Annotated in this window: 17 protein-coding genes; 7 read left to right on the forward strand and 10 right to left on the reverse strand. The window is 70.5% G+C overall.

Annotation, left to right across the window (positions count from 1 at the left end):
- Positions 1 to 31: 31 nt before the first annotated feature.
- A complete protein-coding gene (locus ABFJ78_RS09770; RefSeq protein ID WP_436385561.1) occupies positions 32 to 937 on the reverse strand; it encodes a LysR family transcriptional regulator in 906 nt (301 codons plus the stop codon).
- Between the two features lie 70 nt (positions 938 to 1007).
- Here ABFJ78_RS09770 and ABFJ78_RS09775 point away from each other — a divergent pair, with 70 nt between their 5' ends.
- Together ABFJ78_RS09775 and ABFJ78_RS09780 are read left to right on the forward strand one after the other, a co-directional pair.
- Complete coding sequence (locus tag ABFJ78_RS09775; protein WP_436385562.1) at positions 1008 to 1931, forward strand: SDR family NAD(P)-dependent oxidoreductase; 924 nt, start codon at positions 1008 to 1010, stop codon at positions 1929 to 1931.
- A complete protein-coding gene (locus ABFJ78_RS09780) occupies positions 1928 to 2758 on the forward strand; it encodes an SDR family NAD(P)-dependent oxidoreductase (protein ID WP_436385563.1) in 831 nt (276 codons plus the stop codon). Before ABFJ78_RS09775 ends, ABFJ78_RS09780 begins: the two co-directional genes overlap by 4 nt.
- Before the next feature lie 3 nt (positions 2759 to 2761).
- Here the strand turns inward: ABFJ78_RS09780 and ABFJ78_RS09785 are convergent, their stop codons facing one another.
- A complete protein-coding gene (locus tag ABFJ78_RS09785) occupies positions 2762 to 3658 on the reverse strand; it encodes an aldo/keto reductase (RefSeq protein ID WP_436385564.1) in 897 nt (298 codons plus the stop codon).
- Between the two features lie 84 nt (positions 3659 to 3742).
- Here ABFJ78_RS09785 and ABFJ78_RS09790 point away from each other — a divergent pair, with 84 nt between their 5' ends.
- The 4 genes from ABFJ78_RS09790 to ABFJ78_RS09805 all read left to right on the forward strand — a co-directional run bounded on the left by ABFJ78_RS09790 (position 3743) and on the right by ABFJ78_RS09805 (position 7606).
- Positions 3743 to 4315 (forward strand): TetR/AcrR family transcriptional regulator, encoded by a 573-nt coding sequence (locus tag ABFJ78_RS09790; RefSeq protein WP_436385565.1) that lies wholly within the window; start codon positions 3743 to 3745, stop codon positions 4313 to 4315.
- Positions 4312 to 5448 carry an MFS transporter gene (locus ABFJ78_RS09795; protein ID WP_436385566.1) on the forward strand — a complete coding sequence of 379 codons (1137 nt, stop codon included), beginning with the start codon at positions 4312 to 4314 and terminating at the stop codon, positions 5446 to 5448. The genes ABFJ78_RS09790 and ABFJ78_RS09795 overlap by 4 nt, the downstream gene beginning before the upstream one ends.
- Positions 5449 to 5624: 176 nt before the next feature.
- Positions 5625 to 5801 carry a hypothetical protein gene (locus ABFJ78_RS09800; RefSeq protein WP_436385567.1) on the forward strand — a complete coding sequence of 59 codons (177 nt, stop codon included), beginning with the start codon at positions 5625 to 5627 and terminating at the stop codon, positions 5799 to 5801.
- A 26-nt stretch (positions 5802 to 5827) separates the two neighbouring features.
- Complete coding sequence (locus tag ABFJ78_RS09805; RefSeq protein WP_436385568.1) at positions 5828 to 7606, forward strand: HEXXH motif domain-containing protein; 1779 nt, start codon at positions 5828 to 5830, stop codon at positions 7604 to 7606.
- A gap of 63 nt (positions 7607 to 7669) precedes the next feature.
- Here the strand turns inward: ABFJ78_RS09805 and fxsT are convergent, their stop codons facing one another.
- The 4 genes from fxsT to ABFJ78_RS09825 form a co-directional block, all read right to left on the reverse strand.
- Positions 7670 to 11872, reverse strand: coding sequence for an FxSxx-COOH system tetratricopeptide repeat protein (gene fxsT / locus ABFJ78_RS09810; RefSeq protein WP_436385569.1), 4203 nt, complete (start codon positions 11870 to 11872; stop codon positions 7670 to 7672).
- Between the two features lie 4 nt (positions 11873 to 11876).
- Positions 11877 to 12893: an AAA family ATPase gene (locus tag ABFJ78_RS09815; RefSeq protein ID WP_436385570.1), complete on the reverse strand. Its 1017-nt coding sequence runs from the start codon at positions 12891 to 12893 to the stop codon at positions 11877 to 11879.
- Complete coding sequence (locus ABFJ78_RS09820) at positions 12890 to 14371, reverse strand: effector-associated domain 2-containing protein (protein WP_436385571.1); 1482 nt, start codon at positions 14369 to 14371, stop codon at positions 12890 to 12892. The genes ABFJ78_RS09815 and ABFJ78_RS09820 overlap by 4 nt, the downstream gene beginning before the upstream one ends.
- Positions 14372 to 14523: 152 nt before the next feature.
- Positions 14524 to 15414, reverse strand: a complete 891-nt coding sequence (locus tag ABFJ78_RS09825) for a TIR domain-containing protein (RefSeq protein WP_436385572.1) — start codon at positions 15412 to 15414, stop codon at positions 14524 to 14526.
- 163 nt (positions 15415 to 15577) lie between these two features.
- Between ABFJ78_RS09825 and ABFJ78_RS09830 the strand changes: the two genes are divergently transcribed.
- Positions 15578 to 17647, forward strand: coding sequence for a TIR domain-containing protein (locus tag ABFJ78_RS09830; RefSeq protein WP_436385573.1), 2070 nt, complete (start codon positions 15578 to 15580; stop codon positions 17645 to 17647).
- 8 nt (positions 17648 to 17655) lie between these two features.
- Here the strand turns inward: ABFJ78_RS09830 and ABFJ78_RS09835 are convergent, their stop codons facing one another.
- From ABFJ78_RS09835 to ABFJ78_RS09850, 4 genes are all read right to left on the reverse strand, one after another.
- The gene (locus ABFJ78_RS09835; protein WP_436385574.1) at positions 17656 to 20490 is read right to left on the reverse strand and encodes a tetratricopeptide repeat protein; all 2835 of its coding nucleotides are present in this window, start codon (positions 20488 to 20490) and stop codon (positions 17656 to 17658) included.
- A 48-nt stretch (positions 20491 to 20538) separates the two neighbouring features.
- Complete coding sequence (locus ABFJ78_RS09840; protein ID WP_436385575.1) at positions 20539 to 23016, reverse strand: ATP-binding protein; 2478 nt, start codon at positions 23014 to 23016, stop codon at positions 20539 to 20541.
- A 108-nt stretch (positions 23017 to 23124) separates the two neighbouring features.
- A complete protein-coding gene (gene katG / locus ABFJ78_RS09845; RefSeq protein ID WP_436385576.1) occupies positions 23125 to 25395 on the reverse strand; it encodes a catalase/peroxidase HPI in 2271 nt (756 codons plus the stop codon).
- 23 nt (positions 25396 to 25418) lie between these two features.
- Positions 25419 to 25844 (reverse strand): Fur family transcriptional regulator, encoded by a 426-nt coding sequence (locus tag ABFJ78_RS09850; RefSeq protein ID WP_364521905.1) that lies wholly within the window; start codon positions 25842 to 25844, stop codon positions 25419 to 25421.
- Between the last annotated feature and the right edge of the window lie 125 nt (positions 25845 to 25969).

Here is a 25969-nt window from a genome sequence, read left to right on the forward strand (position 1 = left end):
GACAGCTCGACGACGATCGCCTGGGAAGCCGTCATTCGCTGACGGCGGCGTCGCGCAGCGCCGAGGCGACACGCTCAGCCGCGTCGGACAGCGGCCGCGGCAGGTGCGCGAGCAGAACGCGGCGTTGCTCCCCGGGCCCGCCGCGCACGGCCAGCACGCGCACCTCCGGCGGCACCACGGCGTCGAGCGAGCCCGGCACGGTCGTGATCCCGCAGCCGGCCGCGACGAGCCGCAGCTTCGCCAGCCAGTCGCGGGCCGTGTGGGCGATCTCGGGCCGTTCGTCCAGGCCCGGCCACACGCCCATCACCCGGTCGTCGCCCGAACCGGCGATCCAACGCTGTCCCCGCAGGTCGGCGACGTCGATGTAGTCCCGGCGCGCGAGCGGGTGGGTCGCGGGCACGGCCACGCGCAGGCTGCGTTCGGTCAGCACCCGCACGGCCAGCGCCGGGGTCTCGGTGTCCGGCGGGCGGAACGGCGGCGCCGACGCGACCAGCGCGAGGTCGAGGGTGCCGGCCCGCAGGGCGCGGACCAGCGCCGGCGTCCCGCCCTCCCGGCTGAGCACGGTGATGGCCGGGTGCGTCCGCCGCAACGCCGCCAGCGCGCGGGGGAGCAGGTCGGCGCCGGCGGTCGGGAACCAGCCCAGCCGGACCGTGCCCTGTTCGCCGGGGAGCCCGGCCAGCTCGCGCGCGGTGGCGTCGAGCGCGTCGATCACCCCGGCGGCCCGGCGCACGACGATCTGCCCGGCCGAGGTGAGCCGCACGCCGTCGTGACGCCGTTCCAGCAACGGCGTCCCCGCGGCGCGTTCCAGCGACGCGATCTGCCGCGAGACCGCCGACTGCGTGTAGCCGAGCGCGGCGGCCGCGGCGGTGAGCGTGCCCCGCTCGGCCACCTCGCGGAAGACCCGCAGTGCGGTCAGGGACGCATCGGAGAAGGTCATGACATCTACGCATACCAGGTCTGCGGTTCTTTCGCTTTCCGCATGGTCCGGGCCGTCCTAGCTTGGAGTCATGAACCTGATCCAAACCCCCTTCGGTTTCAGCAGCACCGCGGCCGAGGTCGCCGCGGGCATCGACCTGGCCGGCCGCCAGGCCGTGGTGACCGGCGCGTCCTCCGGCCTCGGCGTCGAGACCGCGCGCGCCCTGGCCGCCACCGGCGCCGAGGTCACCCTGGCCGTCCGCGACGTCGCCGCGGGCGAACGCGTCGCCGGGGACATCGCCGGAGCGGTGCGCGTCGCGCCGTTGGACCTGACCGACCCCGCTTCGATCGACGCCTTCGTCGCGGCGTGGGACGGACCGCTGCACCTCCTGGTCGCCAACGCGGGTGTCATGGCCACGCCCGAGCAGCACACGCCGCGGGGCCGGGAACTGCAGTTCGCCACCAACCACCTCGGGCACTTCGCCCTCGCCACCGGGTTGCACGACGCGCTGGCCGCCGACGGCGCCGCCCGGATCGTCGTGGTCAGCTCCAGCGGCCACCAGCTGTCCCCGGTCGTCTTCGACGACGTCGACTTCGCCTTCCGGCCGTACGACCCGTGGCTCGCCTACGGCCAGTCCAAGACCGCCAACGTGCTCTTCGCCGTCGAGGCGACGCGCCGCTGGGCCGGCGACGGCATCACCGCGAACGCGCTGATGCCGGGCGCGATCTACACGAATCTGCAGCGCCACACCGGCGGCCGCGGCAGCGGCCAGGTCCCGCCCGAGCTGATCAAGACGCCGGAGCAGGGCGCGGCGACGTCGGTCCTGCTCGCGACGTCGCCGCTGCTCGACGGGATCGGCGGTCGCTACTTCGTGAACTGCAACGAAACCATGACCATCGACCGCCGCGGCGAAGCCCCGCGGTTGGAGGGCGTGGCCCGCTACGCCCTCGACCCCGAGGGCGCCGACCGCCTCTGGACCTTGTCGGAAACCCTGCTCGCCAAAGGAATCGCATGACCCCGAAAGTCGCTCTCGTCACCGGTGCCACCCAGGGCCTCGGCCTCGCCCTGGCCGAAGGGCTCGCCCAGCGGCTGTCCACTGCGGACACCGTGTACCTGACCGGCCGCGACGCCGGCCGCGTCGGCCAAGCCGTCGAAGCCCTGCCCGCCGGTGGTGCCGAAGTCCGCGGCGAAGTCCTCGACGTCGCCGAGCCCGCGGCGCCCGGCCGCCTTGCCGCGAAGCTGGCCGAGCGCCACGGCGGCATCGACGTCGTCATCGGCAACGCCGTCATGCGCGTCGGCCCCGACGACGACCCCCGCGCGATCGTCCGCGACTACGCCGAGGTCAACAACTTCGGCACCACCCGCCTGCTCCGCGCCTTCGCGCCGCGGCTGCGGGACGGCGGCCGGTTCCTCGTCGTCGCCAGCTCGTTCGGCACGCTGCGGCACCTGGCGCCCGCCCTGCACGACCGGTTCGCCGGTCTGTCCTCTTTGGACGAGGTGGACAAGCAGGTGGCCGCCTGGCGGGACGCGGTCGAGGACGGCAGCGCCCGCGCGGGCGACTGGCCGGGCTTCGTCAACATCCCGTCCAAGATCGGCCAGGTCGCGGCCGTGCGCACGCTCGCCGCCGAGCGCCGCGACGACGATCTGGCGCGGGGGATCCTGCTCGCCGCCGTCTGCCCCGGGATGATGAACACGCCGACGTCCGCGCTGTGGTGGGACGTCAGCACCGCGCCGAGCCCCGCCGAAGCGGCGGATGCCTTGCTGGAGCTCGTGTTCCGGCCGGTCGACCCGGCGCAGTACGGCGAGCTGGTCCGCGACGGAGCCGTCCTGCCCTGGCGGTGACGCTCAGCCGAGCGAGGCGTCCAGGGAGCGCGTCGGGACGGCGTCCAGGGCGGCCAGCGTGTCCGCGTCCAGCTCGATGTCGCCGACGGCGAGGTTGGCCTCCAGGTGGTCGGCGCTGGCGGTGCCGGGGATGAGGTGGACGTTCGGCGCGTGGTGCAGCAGCCACGCGAGGCCGATCTGGGCCGGCGTGCGGCCGAGGTCGCGCGCGACCGCCTGGACGGCCGGCTCGTCGGTCACCTTCGGCAGGCCGGGGAAGGCGCCGCCGAGCGGGAAGAACGGCACCCACGCGATGTTCTCGGCAACGCAGAGCTCGACCATGTCCTCGTCGTCGCGGCCGACCAGGCTGTAGGCGTTCTGGACGCACGCGATGCCGGCCGGGAGCGCCCGGCGCAGGGTGTCGAGGGTGACGCTGCTGAGCCCGATCGCGCCGATCTTGCCCTCGTCACGCAGGGCCGTCATGACGGCGAGCTGGTCGTCGAGGCCGACCACCTGGTCGCCCTCGGCGAGCACGCCGGGCCGCCGGTCGGCGCGGCGCAGGTTCACCAGCGGGATCCGGTCGAGCCCGAGCGCCCGCAGGTTGTCCTCGACACTCGCGCGCAGCTCCTCGGGGCGTTGCGCGAGACGCAGCGGGATCGGGCCGCCGGGGTCGGGGTCGGCGCCGACCTTGCTGACGATCAGAACGTCGTCTCCGGGCCGGACGGCCTCGCGGATGACGTCGTTGACGAAGCCGTTGCCGTAGAACTGGGCGGTGTCGACGTGGTCGACGCCCAGGTCGAACGCCCGGCGCAGGAGCGCGACGGCCTGGTCGCGGTCGGTGTGGAGGCGTTCGAGCTGCATCGCCCCGTAGCCGACGCGGGAGACGGCGCGGCCGGCGAGCTGGGCACTTTTGGTGAAGGGCATGCGTGGTCCCGTCCTCGTGCGATGATGGTGAAGCGGAGGAGCCTCCGCTAATTCGACCGTAGCACAACCGGAGGTGCCTCCGCTTTGCCTTCGCCGGAACCTGACCGGCCGGTGCGCTCCGACGCGCGCCGCAACCGGGAAAAACTCGTCTCGGTCGCGCGGGCCGCTTTCGCCGCCGCCGACGGGACCGTCGCGCTGGAAGCGATCGCCCGCGAGGCCGGCGTCGGGATCGGCACGCTCTACCGCCATTTCCCCACCCGCGAGGCGCTCGTGGAAGCCGTCTACGCGGCCGAACTCGACGACGTCACCGCGAGCGCCCCGGCGCTGCTGGCCGAGCTGCCGCCCGAACCCGCGCTGCGCGCGTGGATGGACCGGTACGCGGCGTTCATCGAGACCAAGCGCGGGATGGGCGACGTCCTGCGCGCGAGCATGGCGTCGGGCCGCATCACGACCCCGGTGACGCGGCGGCGCATCACCGAGGCGATCGGCGCGATCCTCGCCGCGGGGGCGCGGGACGGGGTGTTCCGCGCCGACACCGACCCCGAAGACGTCACGCTGATGGTGCTCGGCGTGTTCCTCTCGACGTCGGCCGACCAGGACGCGAAGCGGATCGGCCGGCTGCTCGACCTCATCGTCGACGCACTGCGGCCGCGGTGACCAACCGGCTCTTTCCCGTGTACGCGGCGGGATTCGTCACGGCGTTCGGTGCTCACAGCATCGCCGCCGGGCTCGGTGGTTACGCCGAGGCCGAACACGCCTCGCTGCTGACGTTGGGGCTGCTGCTGGCGGTGTACGACGGCGCCGAGGTCGTGCTGAAGCCGGTGTTCGGCGCGCTGGCCGACCGCGTCGGGCCGCGCCCGGTGCTGCTGGGCGGGCTGGTGGCGTTCGCCGTCGCGTCGGCGGCGTTCGTGGTGGCGGGCGACCCGGCTCTGGTCGGCCTGGCACGGTTCGGCCAGGGCGCCGCGGCGGCCGCGTTTTCCCCGGCCGCGGGAGCGCTGGTGGCCCGGCTGACCCCGGAAAATGGCCACGGCCGGGCGTTCGGCGGCTACGGCGCGTGGAAGGGTCTCGGCTACACGCTCGGCCCGGTCCTGGGCGGAGTCTTGATCACTTTCGGGGGCTACGGCCTGTTGTTCGCGACGCTCGGCGGGCTGGCGCTGGCGGTCGCCGGCTGGGCGGCGATCGCGGTCCCGGTGACGCCGCCGTTGCCCCGCACGCGCCAGACGGTCTTGGACCTCGTGCGTCGCCTGACCGGCCGCGGGTTCCTGCGCCCGACGGCAACCCTGGCGGCGGCAACGGCGGCGGTGGCGGTCGGCGTGGGCTTCCTCCCGGTGGCCGGCGCGGGTCTGGGCGCGCTGGTGACGGGAGCGGTGGTGTCCCTGCTGGCGGCGACGGAAGCGCTGGTCCAGCCCTGGGCGGGCCGCGCCCACGACGCGGGCCGCATCGGCGACGCGACGGGCATGGCGGCGGGACTCGCGGCCGCAGCCCTGGGCTCGGCGGCGGCAACGGTGCTACCGGGAATCGCGGGCCTGCTGGTGGCGGCGGTGACGATCGGCGCCGGAACGGGCTTGGCAACGCCGATCGCGTTCGCCCACCTGGCGGCGGCAACCCCGAAGGAGAGGCTGGGCCAGACGATGGGAGCGGCCGAGGTGGGCCGCGAACTGGGCGACGCGGGAGGCCCGCTGTTCGTCGGAGCTTTGGCAACGGCCGGTTCGCTCGGTCTCGGGTTGGGCGGGTTGGCGGCGGCCCTGGCGGTTTTCGCGGTGGCGGTGGGAATCACCGCCCGCCGGTGAGCGCACCGCAGTCCCATCTGAAGCTGACGGACAAGCGGGACCGGCCGTCTTCCGGAAACGCACAGTATCCGGACCGGCGGGATTGATCCGCCAAGCGGACGGTCACAAAACCGTTTTGTTGTTGCATGATGATTACTCCCCCTGATCGCGGGGCTCGTCGTGAGGGAGGACCTGACATGGGACAGGCGCGGGGCGAAGTCACCACCAGGATGGTCGATCTGTCCACCGTTTCGTTGGCCGATTTGCGGTTGAGCGACGACCCGGCGCTCCGCCACTCGCTCCGGCTGGTCGCCGGGCGGGCCGAGTGCAGCCGCACCGGCGTTCTCCAGAACGAAGCGCCGGACGCGCGTTGAGCGGGGGTTAGGGAACTCACGACCCGATGCTGGACACCCATCGGGTGTCACTGACCAACCTCGACGCGATGGCCGCGGGGCGGAGCGACGCGGCCGTCGTGGGGCAGCTCCGTCAGGCCGACCGCAGCCGGCGGCTGACATTGCTGCGGGCGGTCCTCGACGCCGCCGGGGAACTGAAGCCCGCGATGTCTCCGTTGCCGCCGCTCGACGAGGCGTGGACGTTGCTGATCGAGGCGCAGCAACGCGATCCGGCCGCGACCGATCGCGTCCTCGCGCACCCGCACACGGGCCTGTGGGCGGCGAACGTCCTGCAGCGGCTGGCGAAAGGCGGGGGCGGCGACCCGCCGCTGTGGGCGGATCTCGGTGGTCTCCACCGGCTGGCCACCGCCGCGGCGATCCGCGCCGGGCACGACTTCCGGTCCCGGGTCCCGGTGTGGCGCGGCCGGCTGATGCTGCCGACCCTCGGGCTCGCCGACGTCCGCAGCCGCCGGGACTGGGATTTCGCCCAGGTGCACGCCGAACGCGGGCACGTCCTCGTGCGGGGGCCCTTCGGCAGCGTGCAGCTGCCCGACGACAGCTCGGCCGAAGGCCCGGGCTGGTTTCCCCTGCGCTCACTGCCCATCGGCGACGGTGAGGTGTTCCTCGACGACATCGATCCGTACCGCGAGTTCGACGGACCGCTTCCGCCGCAGCGGCTCGAGGCGGCGGAAGTGGCGCAGTGGTCGGAAATCCTGGAGGCCACCTGGCGCCTGCTGACCGAGCACCACCCCGCGATCGCGGCGGAGCTCGCCGCGGGGCTCACCACGCTGGTGCCGAGGGCGGCGATCGACCGCTTCACCCCCTACAGTGCGTCGCACAACGACGTCTTCGGCTCCTTGGTGCTGTCCCGGCCGCCGGACGCGACGACGTTCGCTGCCACCCTGGTGCACGAGTTCCAGCACAGCAAGCTCGGTGTGCTGCTGGGGCTGGTCGATCTGCTCGACCCAGCCGGGGACAACGAATCCGCACGGCTGTACGCGCCGTGGCGCGACGACCCGCGCCCGGCGGTCGGGCTCCTGCACGGCGCCTATTCGTTCCTCGGGGTGACCGCGTTCTACCGCGGTCAGTACCCGGTGGCGGAGGGACTGGCGGCCCGAGCCGCGCAGTTCGAGTTCGCCTACCGGCGCGAGCAGACGGCGCACGCCGTCAACACGTTACTCGCCGATGCGGTGCCGTCGGCGTTGGGACGCCGGTTCCTCGCCACAGCAAAGGAGAGGCTGTGCGAATGGGGGACCGAGCCACTGCCGACCGACATCGCGCAAGCGGCCGGGCGGGCGAACCTCGACCACCGCCTGTGCTGGCGGCTGCGGCACCTGCGGGTCGCGGACCGGGTCGTGGCGGAGCTGACCGAGGCCTGGCTGCGAAACCGGCCCTGCCCGGTCGTCCCGGTCGCGCCGCCGAGCCTGGTACCGGCGACAGGCCCCGCGGGGCGCGCGCGGCTCACCCTCGCCCGAACCTGGCTGACCGACCCGGACCTGTACGACGTCTACCGCGCCGAGCCGGAACTGGCGATGGCCGAGATCGCCGGCATGTGCGCCGCGGACTTGGCGCTCGTTGACGGTGACACGACGACCGCGGCCGAGCACTACCGGCGTCAGCTCACGACCACGCCCGATTCGCCGGCCGCGTGGGCCGGGTTCGCGCTGGCCACCCGGCACCCGGTGCTGCTGAGCCGTCCGGAACTGGTGTCGGCGGTGCACCGCGAAGTCCGGCGGCAGCGTGGGGTGGCGCCGAACCCGGATCGGCTGGCGCGCTGGCTCGGCTGACGACGAACGCACGAAGCCTCCGACGGTTTCCCGGCCGGAGGCTTCGTGCGGTGACCCGTGTGATCAGATCTGCATCGGGTCGATGTCGCAGCTGGCGCGGTGGTTGAACTGAGCGTCCGCGGTTGCCGGGTGCTCCGAACCGAGGACCTGGCGCAGCCGCTGGACGGCGTTCAGCTGGAGGCTGTCCGCTTCTTCACCACGGCCGAGCCCCCGCAGGTCGAGCGCTTGGTTCACCAGGAGTGCCAGCGTCGACGGGTGATCCGCGCCCAGCACGCGCTGGGAGCGTTCGAGCGTTGCCACGTCGAGCGCGTACGCGGCTTCGTAGTCACCCGATTCGGCCAGGTCACTCGCATGGTTCGTCGCGCAGACCAGAGTGAACGGGTGGTCGTCGCCCAGCGCTTCGGTCATGTCGGCCAAGGCGCGTTCGCCCAGCGCCCGCGCCTGCTCGACCGAACCGAGCAGGCGCAGCGTGACCGAGAGGTTCGTCGCGGCGGCCACGCTGAACGGGTGCTTCTCGCCCCAGCTCCCTTCGTAAAGGTGCTTGACGTGCTCGCCCAGGCGCCGGGCTTCGGCGAGATTGCCGTCCTGGCGGTGCTCGATCGACAGGTCCATGGTCGCGGACATCGCGTCGGGGTGGGATTCCCCGTACTTGGTGACCAGCCCGTCGGTGGCCTCCATGGCCAGCGTGAGCGCCTTCTTGTCGCGGTGCAGGCCTGCTTTGCGGTACGCGATCGCGAGGTTCTTGATGGCCGACAGAGTCATCGGGTGCCGGCCGCCCAGCTGCGCCCGCATGCGGCGGACGGTGTCCTCCTGCTCGGCTCGGGCCCGTAGGTAATCGCCCGTTTCGCGCAGGTCGACCGACCAGTTGTCCAGCGTCAGCAGAGTGTGCCGGTGATCCGGGCCCAGGACGGTCTGCTTGCGCTGCGCCGTCCGCTCGTCCAGGTCGCGCGCGCCGGCGAAATCGCCGACCAGCCGCAGGCTTAGTGCGTAGTTGTTGGCCGCGGCGAGGGTGTCCGGATCTTCGTCGCCGAACCGGTCCAGTGCACTCAAATAGGCGAACTCGTTCATCTGGCGAGCGCGCTCGAAATCGCCCTTGGCCCGCAGGTCCGAAGCGACGCCGTGCATCGTGAGCAGCGTTTCTTCGTGCGTTTCGCCCAGCGTTTCCTGCATCAGCGCCAGGGTCCGCTCCGCGACGGACCGGCCTTCCTCGAAGCGGCCGAGAGCCCGGAGCATGCGGCCCCACCAACGTGAAACGACGAGGGTGTCGGCGTGTTTTTCCCCGAGCTTCTCGTTCCAGAACTTCGCGTAGTCCTCGGCCATTTCGAGCGCGCCCGCGGGGTCGCCGAAGGCGAAGAGGTAGTTGACCGCGTTGATCGCCATCCGGCGCACCCAGCGGTCGGTGCAGTTGCGGGCGTCGACGGCGCGGATGTGCGGCAGCATTTCCGCGTAGCGCGACCAGTAGTCGACCGAGTCGGGTTGCTTGGGGTCGCGGTTGGCGAGCAGCAGGTGCGCGGTGTGGCGCACGCGCTCCTGGTCCTCCGGCCCGAGTTTGTTGCGCAGCACCAGCTGCACGAGCCGGTGCAGCTGGAGCGTGTCGCTGCGGTGGTCGATCTTGGCGAGGCTGTAGCGGTTGATCTCGCGGATCGCGCGGCTCAGCTGGATGGGGTCGCCGAGAGTCTGCTCGAGGGCTTCCGACGTCGGGACGTTGCGGACGCCGCTGAACATCGCCCGGGGAATCGGCTCCGGGGAGAAGAACGCGCACACTTCGAGCAATTCGAGCGCGCCCGGGTTCTCGTCGCGCAGCCGGTCCAGCGAAACGTTCCACGCCGCTTCCACCGCGACGTCGTAGTCCGCGGGCGGGCGCGACTGGAGCAGTTCTGTTCGCTTGTTCTCGAACAGTTCCAGGTACTCGTCGGTCGCCATGCCGGTTTCGGCGCGCCAGGCCGCGGCCTGCTCGACCGCCAGCGGCAGGTCGCCCAGCACGGTGGCCAGCCGGTCGGCGTCCTCGTCGGCGAGGTCGTGGTTGCGGCGCTGGAGCAGTTCGCGGCTTTCCGACCGCCGGAAGACGTCGACCTCGACCGCCTGGGAAACCTCGGACCACTGCGGATTCCGGGAGGTCACGAGGATGTGGCCCTCACCTCGCCGCGGCCAGAACTTGCGGACGTCCTCGGGCCGGTCGGCGTTGTCGAACACCAGCAGCCAGCGGCGATACGGCTCGCCGCTGCCCAGTGCCTCGAGCACGGCGGGCACCGCGGTGTCGACGGACTGCTCCACCGGAAGATCGAGGCGCTTCGCCAGTTTCACCAGCGACGCCTGGATTTCCGACTGGTTCTCCGAGGGAATCCACCAGATCAGATCGTATTCTTCGGCGTGGCGGTAGACGTACTCGACCGCGATCTGCGATTTGCCGATACCGCCCATCCCGTGCAGCGCGCCGGGCAGTACGGCCGTACGGGTCGATTTGGAAAGTTCACCGTGCAATGCCCGCAGGATGTCCCCGCGCCCGATGAAGTTGACATTGCGCAGCGGAACGCCGCCCCAGACGGCGGGCTGCTGGCCGGAGTGGCGGACCTCGGTGCCCGGCTCCGATCTCGTGGTAGTCACTGAGATCCCTCGAGGGTGGTTGATCGGTTCAGCTTGCGGGTCGGACCCTACCGGATGTTGGCCTGGAGGTGCCCCTAGGCCTTCCGACGTCCTAGTCGCGCGTGCGCCGCCATCGTTACGGGACCCCCTAAACCGTTCCAAGGCATCACCCAATCGGTTAGCTCGGCGTGTGTAAGGCCCCGACAGTGCTCTTAGAACGTCACGTTGGACAGTCAACAACGGTTCAGAGCGTGACGTAACCACCGGTAGAGTGGCGTCATCGGGAGCCGCCAGAGCATTGCGCAGATTCGCGACGGCCGGCTCCTGGGGACCCAGGACGTCTTGGACCACCCGCTGGACTCGCGCGGTGTCCGCGCGCGAAACCAGGGCCAGCAACCGACGGCGCAGTCCCGGCGCGAAATCGTACTCGACCGGGCTTTCCCCGTCCGCCGGTACGCGGTGCAGCAATCGGCCCAGCTGGATTTCGGCCAGGTGCCCCGGCCGTGCCTGCGGCATCAGGGTGCCGTGCACCGCCTGCATCACGCGCAGGGTGAGCGGTGCCGCCGCGAGCAACCCGGCCAGCCGGATGGCGGGCGACGTGCCGGTGGCGAGGAACTGGTCGAGTCTTTCGGTGGGCGATGGCGGTTCTCCGGTCTGTCCCACGTCGCCGGCGAGATCTTCGTCCGTAGGGGGGACCAGTACCGGGAGCCGCACGGCGGGAGTACCGGAGATCAGTTCCGCCCAGCGGTGTACGTGCCGGGGTTCCATTTCCAGCACCGGGATCGGGTTCGCGGTGCCGGGGCGGACACCTCGCAACGTCCGTGACACCACGCGGATGCCGGTCCAGCTCCAGCGTTCGGCGGGCAGGAGGTGGAACAGGCTGACCTGACAAGTCTTGGCCCACAACGACAGGAGCCCGAACATCGACCCGCTGCGCCACGCGGGGCCGACGCCGTCGCTGAGCACGACGATGACGCGTCGCCCGGTCGGGTCGGCCAGCTGAGCCGGTTCGCAGCCGGTGCCCGGTGCGGTTTCCACGAATCGGACGACCGGTTCGTCGGTGTCCACCGAAACCGTCTTGACGTCGGAAAACGCGCCCTGCCTTTCCAGCAGGGCGCGAAAGGCGCGGGAAGTGCGTTCCCAGAACACCATCGAAGAACCGCGGTCGACGACCAGCACGACCTCGAATGGGTGACCTCGCGAGGCCCGGTGCACCGGCAGCCACACCCTGGTCTCCGCCGCCGCGACCGCCGTTTCTTCCTCGTCCAGTTCGCTCTTGTGCTTCAGCCGGACGAGGCGATTCAACGGCCGCAGCGCTTTCGCCAGGCCTCGGGGCAGGCTTGGCGGAATCGTGCGGACCGGCCGTGCGGCGGCGGGCCGGAGCGTTCGCGGCCGCACCGGGACCGGTTCGGGGGGAACGGGCACCGGTTCCGGGTGGTCGCCCGGCCGGCCCGGGTCCGGCCGGCCCGGCGGCAGACGGTCGACGCGGGGTTCTGTCGGCGATGTCGGTTCGGGCTCCGGGTCCGGCGGGGGCGGGGGCGGAGGTGGTGGCGGCGGGGGCTCGGGCCGCGGCGCCGCGCGCGGCGATTCGCTCGCCGCGATGCGGGCGGCGAGCCAGACCGCGTCGGCGATCTCGTCCGCGCTGAGCGCCTCGGTGGCGAGGCGGTCGACCGGGTCGGCCATCGGCTCAGTCCGTTCCCAGGACGTTGAGCCGCCGCCACAAAGTGCCGCGCAGCACCTCCCAGTTCGCGTCGTGCTGGTGGGCGCCCGACGTCGTCAGGTGCAGGGCGTTGAGCAGCTGGTCGTTGGCGAGACCGCCTTCCTGCCCGCTGTTGGCGAGGAATTCGTGGATCAGGTCGTCACTGCGCGGCGGCACGTCGCGGAAGTGCGCCGCGACCATGCTCACGAGCTGTTCGAAGCCGGGCTGCGGCATGTCGAGCCGCAGGCAGCGGCGCAGGAACGCGGGCGGGAAGTCCCGTTCGCCGTTGCTCGTCACCACGACGATGGGGAACGCGCGGCACCGCACGTGTCCGTCGCGCACGACTGCCCGGCCGCCGCGGTCGTGCGTGAAGACGGTGACCTCGGGCCGGGTGGCGGCGATCCGGGCCAGCGGCTGGATCTCGAAGTCGCCGTCCTCGAACACCGACAGCAGGTCGTTGGGCAGGTCGATGTCCGACTTGTCCAGCTCGTCGATCAGGAGCACCCGCGGCCGGTCGTAGGGCAGCAGCGCGGTGCCGAGCGGGCCGAGGCGGACGAACCCGCCGATGTCGGCGCCCTCCTCGGTCGCGGCGGCCTGGACCCGGCCGATGGCGTCGTAGGTGTACATCCCGTCGCGGGAGATCGTGCGGCTGCTGATCGGCCAGCGCAGCACCGGGCCCAGACCCAGTTCGCGCGCGATCTTGTAGGCCAGACTGGACTTTCCGGTGCCGGGGTTGCCGGTGACCAGCAGCGGCCGCCGCAGGTACAGCGCCGCATTCACGGTCAGCACCTCTTCGAGCGTCGCGTCCCGCGCGGAGGCCACGGCCGGCACGCCGAGCCGGCGGACGAACTCGGCGTCGGACGCCGTCGGGACCGGCAGCGCCGGCCCGCCGTCGAACGTGCGCCAGCTGGGCGGTGCGGGCAGTTCGGGCGCGTCCTCGCCGGCGGGCGGCGGCAGCCCGTGACCGCGGTAGACGCACCAGGGCGGGATCTCGGCACCGCTCATCGTGCGGGCACCTCCTCGATCGGTGCCGCGGGGGGATCCTGCGGCTCGACGGGCCTGTCCGGGTCGTCCCACAACAGCGAAACCCGGCTTCCGACGTGGGAGTCGGGCCGGGCGGCCTGGCGGGCCCGGCTGCGCAGGAGGCGTAGGTGCTCGACGAGCTCGGGCAGGAAGTCGCGCAGGGACTTGATCTCCGCTTCGAACGCCGAGCGGGCGGCCTCGGTGCGGTGCCAGATCATCACCGGGATGCCGCTCCGGACTCCGACGAGCACCTCGCCGGGGTCCGTGCTGTCCGGCACCGAACGCAGGACCAGCGACAGGACTTTCTTCTGCGCGGCCAGTTTCGCGTCGAGTGCGGTCAGGTGCCGTCGTTTCGAGCCGTCGCTCCACAGCCAGTGCTCTTCCGGCGTGGTCAGCCCGGCGGGCACCTTCTTGAGCAGGTCCCAGCGTCGTCGCCATTCCCGGTGCCAGCGCGGCGCTCGCGCGCGGTCGAGGCTGCGCACGACCACCTGGTAGTGCAGGCCGAGCGGGCGCGGCAGCGAGCTGCCCGCCTCGAGGTCCCACTGGTCGACGGGCAGGTTCAGCAGTGAATAGGGAAGCAGGAACTCGATCCGGATCGCCGTGGCGTTCTGCGCCCAGCCGGTTTCGCCCTCGGCGACCAGCGCGGCCACGTGCGCGCGGACGGCGTCGAGATCGCCGGTGAACGGCTCGCTCCGCCGCGGCCGCCACCCGGTCGGATCGTTGTGCCGCCAGTGCACGACGACGAACAGCCCGGCATCGAGCAGGTCCGGCTCGATGCGGACGACGAGGTAGGCGACGACCTCCTCGGGCGTGGCGGGCTCGGTGGCCCGCGCCAGACGGACGGCATTGATCTGCTCGGTCACCCCCAGCCGTGCGGCCTGGCGGTCGTTCCAGCCGCGCAACCCTTCGGCGCGTTCGCTGTCGGCGGCGGCCGCGAGGTACTCGACGAACAGCAGCAAGGGCGGAACCCCGTCGGGCTGCGCGTTCATCCGTTCCAGCGTGGCGAGCGCGTCCGCCGGCCGGTGGTCGGCCGAGGTCAGCTCGGCCGCGGGCCCGGCGGCCGCACGCACGAGTTCGGCCAGCCGGCTGCTCGGGTTTTCGCCCAGCAGGTTCAGCAGTTCCTGGCGGTCGTATTCGGTGACCAGGTCGAGGGCGGCCATGTCCTCGACGGCGGACCGAGCCCGCTGCACGGGAATCGATCCGGGCTCCATCTGTTCGACGGCGTCGACGAAGGCGGCGAGAGCCCGCGGGTGCTGCCGCCGGCAGGCCTGCACGATGCCGATCAGGCTGGCCCGCGTGGTCGGCAGGTCTTCGACGACCAGCGGCATGCCGAGGTGGTCGGCCAGCAGCTCCAGGCAGAGGCGCCGGCTGCCGGGGTCGCGCAGGGACGGGATCTGCTCCAGGCAGTCGATGAGGAACCCCAGGGAGCTCGGGTAGTCAGAGCCGTTCCACGACGTCACCCCGCCCCTCCCTCGCCCTCCGGAGTTAAGGGGATATCCCAGCATGACCCACTTGGACAACCGCTGAGGTGCTATCTCAACCGGACGGCCTATCGCGGGCCGCCGGGAAGGCCCGGGTTTTGCCTCTCCGTGACGGGGGCGACGAGCCTCGGTCAAGACTGAGGCGAGAACCCCATGTCGACCTGGACGTGTATGCGGGTGAACTCGTCCAGATCGTCCCAGGTGGTGAGCTCGAAGGGGCGGCATTCCTCCTGAGCGAGGTCATCGACGGCGCCGCGAGCCGAACCGATGATCCGGTCCGTGGCGTAGAAGGTGGCCCTGAGAATCAGGGTCAGCACCGCCCCGTGATGGTTCGTCACCTCTCCGTGGACGGTGAGTGGCGAACGTTTCTCGGGGTTCACCTCGAACCCACTGAACTTGATCTTCCATTTGCCGGGGTCGCCGGTGAAGACCGGTGTACCGGATCCTTCGGGACGGGACACCGCAGCGGCGGCCTTCGGTGGCAAAGCCGATGGCAGAGCGGAGACGGGTGGCGTGAGGTCGCCGGCCGTGATCCAGTCCGAACCGCTCAGGTCGACCTCGCACCCGATCGACTTCAGCCGCTGCGCGAGCTTGTTGCGGCTCTCGGGGGAATTGTCGAGCCGGACGCGGTATCGCCCGTCCAGGTCGGTGAACCGGCGCACTTTCCCGAATTCGACCACGATCGTGTGTTCCGGAAATCGGCCGAACGCCATGCCGGCCTCGAAGAGAACATTGGGGCGTGCCTGTCCGGACGGCCGGGAATCGGGGTCGTCCACGTCATCTGCGTGTTCGCTCTTCAGGTACGTGATGTCGTCCGGAGTCAGCAGCACGATGATGGCACGGCGGGGGCCGATCGCCTGGTCGAGTGCGTCGCTGATCAGCGGAGCGCCCCCGGTGGCCTCCGCCAGCGCCTCCGACCACTCGATCGGGTGCAGCCCGATCGAGCGGAGGAACGAGTAGAACTGTCGCCGGGCATTCCGGTCGCGTCCGTGGATCACGAAGATCCGCCGTTCGAGGCTCATGAGCGGCGATGATGTCATACGGCCGTGGCCACGGCGGACTCTCGTCCTCGCTGCGCATTCGACGACGATTCGGCATCGTTCACCGGCGTCGTCCGACGACGGGTAGGGTGCAACGAACGCGTCACGACGGTCGGTTTCGACGGGGTGGCCGAAGACAGTTCGAGTGGACGTGCGGAAGGGCATTGGCGTGACGGGGCACGCGGCGAGGTTCAGAGAGGTCGCGGTGGTCTCCTGCGACATTCTCGGTCATTCGGCCGCGAACGGGGCCGACCAGATCCGCCATGTGGCCGCCATCAACGCGATCGTGGCTGCGGCGATGTGCCGGCGAGCCCCGGATCGGATCATCTGGTCGTCGGGCGGCGACGGGGGCCACGTCATGTTCTTCGGTGAGGATTGGCAACCGGACGCCGTCAGGCTGATGCGGCGCCTGTACCGCTGGGCGTGTGCCGAAGGCGCGGTGCTTCGCGTCACGGGCCACGTCGGCGACGTCACCACCCTTCCCGGGGCCGACGGCCGGACCCAGGCCGTCGGCCCCGGGATCAACTTCGCCGGGTGGCTGATCCGGGTGGCCCCGGGGACGGGCATCGTCGTGTCCGATGCGTTCCGCCGCGGCATCGGTTCTTCCCCGATCGCGGCCGAAGTCACCTTCCACGGTGAACGGCTGCAGGTGGATCGCCGTTCAACCCGGCAGATCCTGCATTTGATGTCGATGAACGGTGTTCCTTCGGAGTGGGCCGATCCGGAGCCGGCCGACTACGGATCGCTGAGCGCCAGTCTCGACGCGGGAAACGCGTGGGAGGCCCTGTACTACGCCAAGCGCATTTCCCAGATCAACCCCACGGACCCGGACATCGACAGCGCGCTCAAGCGGGTCTCGCTCATCCTGGATTCGGGGACGACGGGCAACGGAAGCTTTCTGGAATCGCTGCGATCCGGCGAACTGACCGAGATGCTGAAGCTGGGCCATCTGGTCGAACGCGCGCCCGGGGAGATCATCTGCCGGGTCGACGAGCCCGGTGATTCCCTCTTCGTGATCCTGCACGGTGACGTCGGAGTCTACAACCTGGAGGGCAAGGGGTTCGGGGGCAGCGCCGAACCCAAGCACACCCACCACGCGGGTGAGGTCGTCGGTGAACTGGCGACGGCTTTGAAGCGCAACCGCACCGCGGATCTCGTCGCGCTGACGGATGTCGCGCTGCTCTCGTTCATCGGGGAGGAGGTGAGCGAGAAGCTCAAGAGCGTCGACACCCCGGCCGGCCGGGAGGCGGCTCTGCAGTGGGAGTTGTTCCTCCGGAGCCGGGCTCTGGAGCACACGGTCCAGGTGGCGCCGTACCTGCTGGGGCCGAGCCGGAAGGGCCCGCTCAGTCTTGCCGACGCGCGGCGCCGCGCTCGCGCCGGCGCCGGAGAAGCCTGGGAGCTGACGGTGCGCGAGCTGGTCAAGCACGCCGAGCTGGTCACCGTGGACGGCGGGGAGGTCGACCTGGAGCTCGAACTCGAACTCGAGCACGCGACGCGCAAGGTGAGCCGGGCGAACGCGGAAGAGGGTCTGTTCGTCCTCGTGTCCGGCCGGGTGCGGTCGTCGTCGGGAGCGGTCCTTTCCGAGACGCAGTGTCCCCTGCTCTGGGTGAACTTGCCCAAGCTCTTCTTCGAAGAGCCGCAAACCTACACCCGGATCAAAGAGCCGGTCATGGTGATGTGGATCGGCGCGAGTGGAATCGGGAAGCTGTCCCCCGAACAGCGAGCGGAACTGCAGCGTTCTCTGCGAAACACCGTGGGCGGCGTCCCTTCCGAGTACGAATACGATGTCTACCTGTGTCATGCGAGCGAAGACAAGAACGTCGTCGTCGGGATCAAGGACCGGCTCTGGCGGGACTACGGCATCCGGTCCTGGTATGACGACGTCGAGCTGAAGCCGGGGGACCTGACTCGCAGGACGATCGAAAAAGGGTTGCGCGCCAGCCGCTTCCTGCTGCTCTGCGCGAGCGCGAACCTCAAGGCCTCGGCGTGGGCGAACCGTGAGATCGATTCGGTGCTGCACCTCGACGTGAAGCGACGCGGCGGTGCGGCCAAGGTGCTCGTGCTCAAGTTGTACGAACACGAAAGCAACGACGACGCCATTCCTGAGGTCCTCCGGGGCATCAAACGACAGCACCTGGAGAGAGACGGTGATTTCGACCGGCTCGCCGAGTACATCCTGGCCGCGGGACACGGCAGCGGAGAAGCCGGCCGGTGAACCGTTTGTCACCGCCCTTGGTAGGACGGTTCTTCGCCCTGAAGAGCCAGGATCCAGTGGTGGATCATTTCGGCGATCCTCAGATCATCGGGGCCGACCCCGTCAGGGATGCGTGAGGCTGCCTCCTCGAGACCGTCCCGGGAGTCTTCGGCAATGGTGAGAGCGATTTCGATCTGACCGTCGTACTGGTCCGCCGCCGCCAGTGCGTGAGCGAGGACGATCTTCGCGCGCAGAGCCAGTGGGTCGGCTGGGCCGTGGGCGGCCGCCTGGCCTTCGAACCGCACGGCGAGCGCGACGATGTCCGCCAGCCATTCCGCGTGCTCGCCGTCCAGCCGGACATTCCGCACCGGAACCGGCGCCGGTTCTTCGTGCACCGGGTCGAAGGCCTCCCTGCCGCCGTCGCCGTCGAGGTTCGCGCGCAAAAGGCGTTCCAGCGTGTTCAGCACGTCCGGGTGGAGCGGTCCTTGAACCCGGAGGCGTTTCGCGTACAGCGGCCAGTAGGACGTCCCGAGAGCGGTCGCGAGGTTCTCCTCCGCGTCGATCGTGTCCGGGTGGTCGGGACCGAGCACGACGCGCCGTCGTTCTGCCAGGTACCCGTAGGTGTCGGCGGCCTCGTCCCGTCGTCCCAGAAAGAGGAGGTTGTTCGCGGCGTTCTCGACGCATTCCAGCGTTTCCGGAGCGTCCGGCCCCGCCGCGCGGTACCACAGGGCGGCCGCTCCCAGCGCGATCCGCAGGGCCAAGGCACGGTCCCCGCACCGGCCGATCGCGATGACGAGGTTGTTCATCGTGATCAGGGTCGCTCTGCCGGTGAGCGCGCCCTTGGCCCGCCGCGCCCGGTACACACCGGTGAGCAGTTCCCTCGCGGTGCCGTGGTCGCCGAGCGCCGAAAGGGTGTTGGCGAGGTTTTCCTTCGCCTGCAGGGTGTCACTGTGGTCGGGCCCGCTCAACTCCTCGAAACGGCGCACGGTCTCCCGCTGGAGGCGGAGCGCTTCGGTCAGGTTCCCCTGACCGAACTGGGCGGCGCCGAGGCTGACGAGCGCGGCCACCCGCGTCTGCTCGTCGACCTCCGCCGAGTTTGCGCACCGGTCGTTCAAGATCTCCAGTGACCGCAGGGCGCCCGCGGTGTCACCTAGCTCGTACCGCGTCCGGCCCGCTTCGTTGAGCATGTGCCACTGCTTCTCGCCGGACGGCCATTCGGCGTTCGTGATCAAGGGAAGGACATGAGGCAGGTAGGGCTCGGTCGACCGGACCAGGTCGAACCGGCCGCGGTTGCCTTCGAGCGAGTCACCGATCAGGTCGCAGGCGTTCTCCCTTAGCCGATTCAGGTGAGCCGCGGGGAATCTGAAGCGTGCCGCGCGCGCTACGAGCGCGTGGGTCAGGTAGGAATCGTTTCCCAGGTCGTCGGCCAGGCCGTGGGCACTCATCGTGGGGAGGCCCTGATCGACGCTGGTGCGCCCGAGCCGGGCGAGCACCCCGCCGGCGAGGTCGAGGGGGATCGGTGCCGGGCCCAGGACACTGGTCACCGCAAGGAGGTCGCGACCGGCGTCGGTGAGCTGGTCGAAGCTTCGGGTGAGCGTTGCGCTGAACGGTTTCGCGTACCCCGCCGGGAGTTCGTCCGCCAGGTGCGCCGCCAGCTCCAACGAGTCCTGCGTCGTCCGGCGCAACTCCTGCCGCAAAGCCGGGTAGCCCGAAAAGGAGGGGAGCGAGGTAAGCCCGGCGGCGATGGTCAACCCGAGTGGATGTGCGTTGAGGTCGTCGACAATTCCGGCTGCTGCCTCCTTCGCCCGCGGATCGTCGTCGGGCAACGACCGCTCGTCGGTCAGCACGCGGATGCCCGCGGGCCGGTCGAGGGGAGTCAGGGTGATCTCCACCGAAGCCCACTTGGCGAGCCGGCCGCGGGTGCTGATGAGTGTCCGGCCGTTGCCGGTCGGGGCGACCAGCCGTTCCAGCCATCGTTCGTCCAAGGTGGGCGGCACGTCGTCGACGATCCACAGGTAGGGGGCGCGGCCGGCCAGCTCGCCGGCGATGGCCGCGGCATCGGCGGTGTCGGTACCGGAGAGGCCGAGGCGTTCTCCGATCGCGCGCAGGCCGAGCTGGAACTGGCTGAGCAGGACGCGGTGATCCGCGTGAACTCGGTGGTCGCTCCCGCCCAGGCGGATGAGGAACACACCCCCGGGGTGGTCTTGGGCGAACAACCGGGCGTACTGCTCGCACAGGACCGACTTGCCCTGACCGCCGACGCCGGTCACCGACACGACCGGATGGCCGAGGTTGCCGGGTCTGTCCCGCACGAGGAACGCGTCGTGCAAGTCCCACAGGGTTTCGCCGCGCCCGTGGAACCGCTTGTTGGCCGGCAAGGGGCGCGGAAACCACTCCGGTCTCGGCAGGGCCGGAACGTCCCCGAACCGCCGGTCGTCCGCGGTCGTGATCCGGGCCGCCTTTGCCGCGATGAGCGCGGCCTGCGATTCGACATCGTGTTGCTCGCGCGAAACCAGCCGTGCGCTCTTCAGCTGGGCCGGGCGCAGGGCACTGGGCCGGACGCGCCAGGTCACCGGCATCACCCGTTCCGTGGTGCCAGCACCGAGCCGGTAGGCGTGGTCCAGAGCCGTGAGCAGCTCGAGCCGGCAGGTGGCGCTTTGGTGGAAGCTCGGCCCGATGAGGGGCACCAGCATTCGGGAGCCGAGCAACGCGTCGTGAAGGTGGGGAGCCAGCGTGTCACCGAACGGGATGTCCGCGTCGTCCTTGAACACGGACACCCCGAGCCGGCGCAGTTCGACGTACAAGGCATCTGCCCAGGCGGTCTTGTCGTCGGTCCAGTTGTAGCAGAGGAAGACATCGAACACCGGGAGCACACTACGTCACGGCGCCCCCTCCGATCGGCACGCCGGAAGCTAGGGGTCCGGGATGGCGGTCAGCTCGGCAACCACCCGCTCGGCTTCCGCGGAACCGAGTTCCCGGTAGCGGTCCCGGGCGATACGCCACCAATGGCGGGCGTCCTCGATCTCGCCGGCCTCGGCGGCGAGGCTGCCGAGCTGGTAGGCGGCGCGGGCTTCCTCGTGCCGGCTGCCGCACCGCCGGCTGGAGTCGATGGCCTGGTGGGCGGCGATCGCGGCCAGCGCGGCCTGACCGGCGCGATGGTGGGCCAGCGCGAGCACGGTGAACGCCTGCGCGATGTCGAGGTCCTGGCCGAGCCCGAGCGCTGTGCTCACAGCCTCGTCGGCGCAGCGCACGGCGTCTTCGAACCGGCCGGCGTCGACGTGGACCCTGGCCATGCTGCGAAGGGTGATTCCCGCGTTCCGCTTCGCGCCGCTCAGCTCGTAGTGCGCGAGCGCGCGCCGCTGGTTGCCGATCGCCTCTTCGTACCGTCCCTGGCGCCGGAACACCGCGGCCTGGTTGGCCAAGGCATTGCTGACGCCGTGCTCGTCGCCCTCGGCGGCGAAGAGACTTTCCGCCTCCTGGTAGTGGCTCAGTGCTTCGTCCAGCCGGCCATCGGCGACGAGAGCCATGCCCAGGTTGTTGCGCGTCACGGCTTGGCCGCGGCGGTCGCCGGCACGCAGGCCGGCGGCCAGGGCATGGGTGTGCGTATCCACCCAGGCGTCGAGGTGTTTGCTGAGGTAGAAGTAACCGCGCAGGACGAACGCGAGCTGCCAGCGCCGCCCGTCGAGCGCGGAGTCGTCGATCCGGCACAGAGCGACCAGATTCTCCCGTTCACGGTCGAACCACTCCCGGGCGCCGGCCGCGTCGCCGATGGGGAGAGCCGAACCCGGGTTTCCGTCCAAGGGGATGCGGAACCGGTGGGGGGTCAGCACCCGGTCGGCGTGCTCGGCCGTGTGCAGGTAGTGGTCGAACAGGCGCTCCAGGGTGCCATGACGTTCGTCCGGGCGCTCCCCGGCGATTTCCGCGGCGTACACGCGCAGCAGGTCGTGCATCGAGTACCGGCCCGAACCGAGATCGGTGACCAGGTACGCGTCCGTCAGGGTCTTCATCGCATCGCGCACTTCGCGGCTTGTTCGCCCCGTCGCGGCGAGTACGGCGCGGATGTCGAAAGTGTGGCCGGGATGCACCCCGAGCGTCCGGAACGTGGTGGCACTGGACTCGTCGAGCTCCTGGTACGACCAGGCGAACACGGACCGCACCGCCGAATACGGGTCGCCGGAGTCCAGCACGCTGAGCCGGGTCCGTTCGTCCGTCAGGTTCTCGACGAGCTCCCGCAGGGGCAATCCCGGCCGGTTCGCGGCCGGTTCGGCCGCGATCCGAAGGGCCAGCGGCAGGTTCGAACACAATGTCGCCAGCGACCTTGCCGCGTCGGGATCGGCCCCCACCCGGTCGCCGATGATCGTGCGCAGGAGGACCACCGCGGTTTCGGGGTCCAGCGGCGAAAGGGAAACCCGTTCGACGGCGTGGTGGACGGCGAGTCCGCCGAGCCGGTGCCGGCTGGTGATCAGGACGGCCGATTCTCCTCCACCGGGCACCAGGAGCCGCACCTGCGCGACGCTACGCGCGTTGTCCAGCAGCACGAGCACTTTCTTCCGGCTCAGCACACTGCGGTACCGGGCGGCGCGTTCTTCGACGGGCCCGATCAGTTCGGGGCGTTCGACCCCCAGCGACCGGAGGAGGTGGGCGAGGGCCTCGGCCGGCGAAAGCGGAGACTCGGTCCCGTACCCGTGCAAGTCGAGGTAGAGCGCGCCGTCCGGGAAGTGCTCCGCGGCTTGGTGGCTCCAATGCACGGCGAGAGCGGTCTTGCCCACCCCGGCGGTACCGGAGATGACCGCGACCTTGGCTCGCCCCGGTCGGGCTTCGCCGACCAGCGCGCCGAGACGGATCAACTCCGGTTCTCGGCCGATGAGCGAGCCGCAGCCGGCGGGTACCTGACGCGGCACGAGCTGGCCGTCGGTCCTCCGGGCGCCGGGTACCAGGTCCGTCACCCGCTCTGCGAGCAGCCGGAGGTCCGCCGCGAAGTGCTGGTGCCGGACCTGAATGGTCTGGTGGTGGACCAGGCGGCGGACGTCGGTCGGCAGCATCGCGGCATCCGGCAGAGCGGTGCCGTCGAGCAGCACGGGCACGATCGGTATACCCCGGGCCAGAGACCGGCGGATTTCGTAGCGCACCCAGTCACGTTCACGCGCTATCGGCGGCTCCGAAGCCGCCGGACCGGCGGTCAGCCAGGCCGGGCCGATCAGCACGAGCAGCAGCTGTGCCGACTCCAGGGCGGTGCGCAACGAACTCGGGTAGTCGGCGCCGGGGGCGAGAGACTGGTTGTCGAGGAAGACCCGGTCCTTCCCCAGCCGTTCGGCGAGAAACTCGTAGGTGGCGGCCGCACCGAAAGCGGTGTCGGCCGTGCGGTAGTTGATGAAGACGTCGAATCCCACCGGCAGCCTCCTGGTGACGCGACCTTCCTCAGGCGTACCACGAAAACCTCGGCGCCGAAACGAACGGGCCCGGCCGAAGATCGGCCGGGCCCGTTCGTCAAAGCAGGATCAGACCAGGTCGAACCGGTCCAGCTCCATGACCTTCGTCCACGCCGCCACGAAGTCCGACACGAACTTCTCGCGCGCGTCGTCGCTCGCGTACACCTCGGCCAAGGCCCGCAGCTGGGAGTTCGCGCCGAAGACCAGGTCGACCGCCGTGGCCGTCCACTTCAGCTTCTCCGTGCTCACGTCGAGGATCTCGTACACGTTCTCCTCGGACTCGGACGCCTTCCACTTCGTGCCCGGGGCGAGCAGGTTGGCGAAGAAGTCGTTCGTCAGCACGCCCGGCTGGTCGGTCAGGACACCGTGCTGGGTCGTGTTCGCGCCGAGCGCGCGCAGGCCGCCCACCAGGACCGTCATCTCCGGGGCCGTCAGGTTCAGCATGTACGCGCGCTCGACCAGGAGCGTCTCCGGCTGGAGCTTCTCGCCCGCCCGCAGGTAGTTGCGGAACCCGTCGGCGCGCGGCTCGAGCACCTTGAACGAGTCGACGTCCGTCTGCTCCTGCGAAGCGTCCGTGCGGCCCGGGTGGAACGGCACCGTGGTCTCGACGCCGGCGTCGCGCGCCGCCTTCTCGACCGCCGCCGAGCCCGCCAGCACGATCAGGTCCGCCAGCGAGATCCGCGCGCCGCCCGCCTCGTTGAACTCGCGCTGGATGTCTTCCAGCTTCGACAGCACCGTCGCGAGCTGCTCCGGCTGGTTGACCTCCCAGTTGCGCTGCGGCTCCAGGCGGATCCGGGCGCCGTTCGCGCCACCGCGCTTGTCGGTGGAGCGGAAGCTCGCGGCCGACGCCCACGCCGTCGACACCAGCTGGGACACCGAAAGACCGGACTCCAGCACCTTCGCCTTGAGGGCGGTGATGTCGGCGTCGGAGACGAGCTCGCCCTCGACGGCCGGCACCGGGTCCTGCCACAGCTGCGGCTCGGCCACCCACGGGCCCAGGAAGCGGCTGACCGGGCCCATGTCACGGTGCAGCAGCTTGTACCAGGCCTTGGCGAACGCCAGCGCGAACTCGTCCGGGTTCTCCAGGAAGCGGCGCGAGATCGGGCCGTACACCGGGTCGAAGCGCAGCGACAGGTCCGTCGTGAGCATCGTCGGCTTGTGCTTCTTGTTCGGGTCGTACGGGTCCGGGATGATCTCCGGCGCGTCCTTGGCGACGTACTGCTTGCCGCCGCCCGGGCTCGTCGTCAGCTCCCACTCGTAGCCGAAGAGGATCTCGAAGAAGCGGTTGCTCCACTCGGTCGGCTTGTCCGTCCACGTCACCTCGAGGCCACTGGTGATCGCGTCCGCGCCCTTGCCGCTGCCGTGGGTGCTCAGCCAGCCGAGACCCTGCGCCTCGAGCGGAGCGCCCTCCGGCTCCGGGCCCACGTGGTCGTCGGCGACACCGGCGCCGTGGGTCTTGCCGAAGGTGTGGCCGCCGGCGATGAGGGCGACGGTCTCCTCGTCGTTCATCGCCATCCGGGCGAAGGTCTCGCGGATGAAGTGGGCCGCCGCCTCGAAGTCCGCGCTGCCGCGGGGACCCTCCGGGTTGACGTAGATGAGGCCCATCTCGGTCGCGCCGACCTCGGGCGCCATCTCCGAGTCGCTGACGTAGCGCTCGTCGCCCAGCCAGTCGTCCTCGGGACCCCAGAAGATCTCCTCGGGCTCCCAGGTGTCGACGCGGCCGAAGCCGAAGCCGAAGGTCTTGAAGCCCATCGACTCCAGGGCCACGTTGCCGGCCAGCACCAGCAGGTCCGCCCACGAGATCTTCTGGCCGTACTTCTGCTTGACCGGCCACAGCAGGCGGCGCGCCTTGTCGAGGTTGGCGTTGTCCGGCCAGCTGTTCAGCGGCGCGAAGCGCTGGCTGCCGTCACCGGCGCCGCCGCGGCCGTCGTGGATGCGGTAGGTGCCCGCGGCGTGCCAGCTCATCCGGATCATCAGGCCGCCGTAGTGGCCGAAGTCCGCCGGCCACCAGTCCTGCGAGGTGGTGAGCACCTCGGTGATGTCCCGCTTGAGGGCCTCGACGTCGAGCTTCGCGAACTCCTTGGCGTAGGCGAAGTTCTCGCCGAGCGGGTTGCTCTTCGACGAGTGGGCGTGCAGCACCGTCAGGTCGAGCTGGTTCGGCCACCAGTCCTTGTTGGTGCGCGGACGGCCACCCGTCTTCGGCTGCGGCGAATCGATCGCCGGGTTCTCGCTCTCACTGCCGTGCGAGGTCACCGAGTCGTGCGCGACCGGGCAGCCGGCCGCCGCCTTCTGGTCCACACCCTGTGCGCTCGAGGGGGTGTTGTCCTGGGTGTTGCTCATCTACTTCCTTCCGGAGCCGGCGTTCATTCGGGAGTTCGGGCGGCCGCGCAGTCGGGGCAGGTGCCCCAGTACACGACCTCCGCCTGGTCGATCACGAAACCGTGGTCGTCCGAGGCGGTCAGGCACGGGGTGTGGCCGACGGCGCAGTCGACGTCCGCGATCGCGCCGCAGGTGCGGCACACGACGTGGTGGTGGTTGTCCCCGACCCGGGACTCGTACCGGGCGGTCGCGCCCGCGGGTTGGATGCGCCGCACCAGGCCGGTGTCGGTGAGCGCCCGCAGGACGTCGTAGATCGTCTGGTGCGACACCGTCGGGTGCTCGGCCCGCACCAGCTCGATCACCGTCTCGGTGTCCACGTGCGGGTGGTCCCGCAACGCGGTGAGCACGGCCAGCCTCGGCCGCGTCACCCGCAACGAGACCGCTCGCAGCTGCGCCTCGAAGTCGGTCATCACGTCGGCCACCCTAGGGGCCTTCTCTGGAATGAGTCAAGTTATGACGGGATGAATTTTCATGATCGTGTCACCGAGGGTGACGTGATCGACGTTGACTGTCACCGGGACGGCGTACTGTACCG

The organism is Amycolatopsis sp. MEPSY49, from assembly GCF_051337345.1.
Taxonomy (GTDB): domain Bacteria; phylum Actinomycetota; class Actinomycetes; order Mycobacteriales; family Pseudonocardiaceae; genus Amycolatopsis.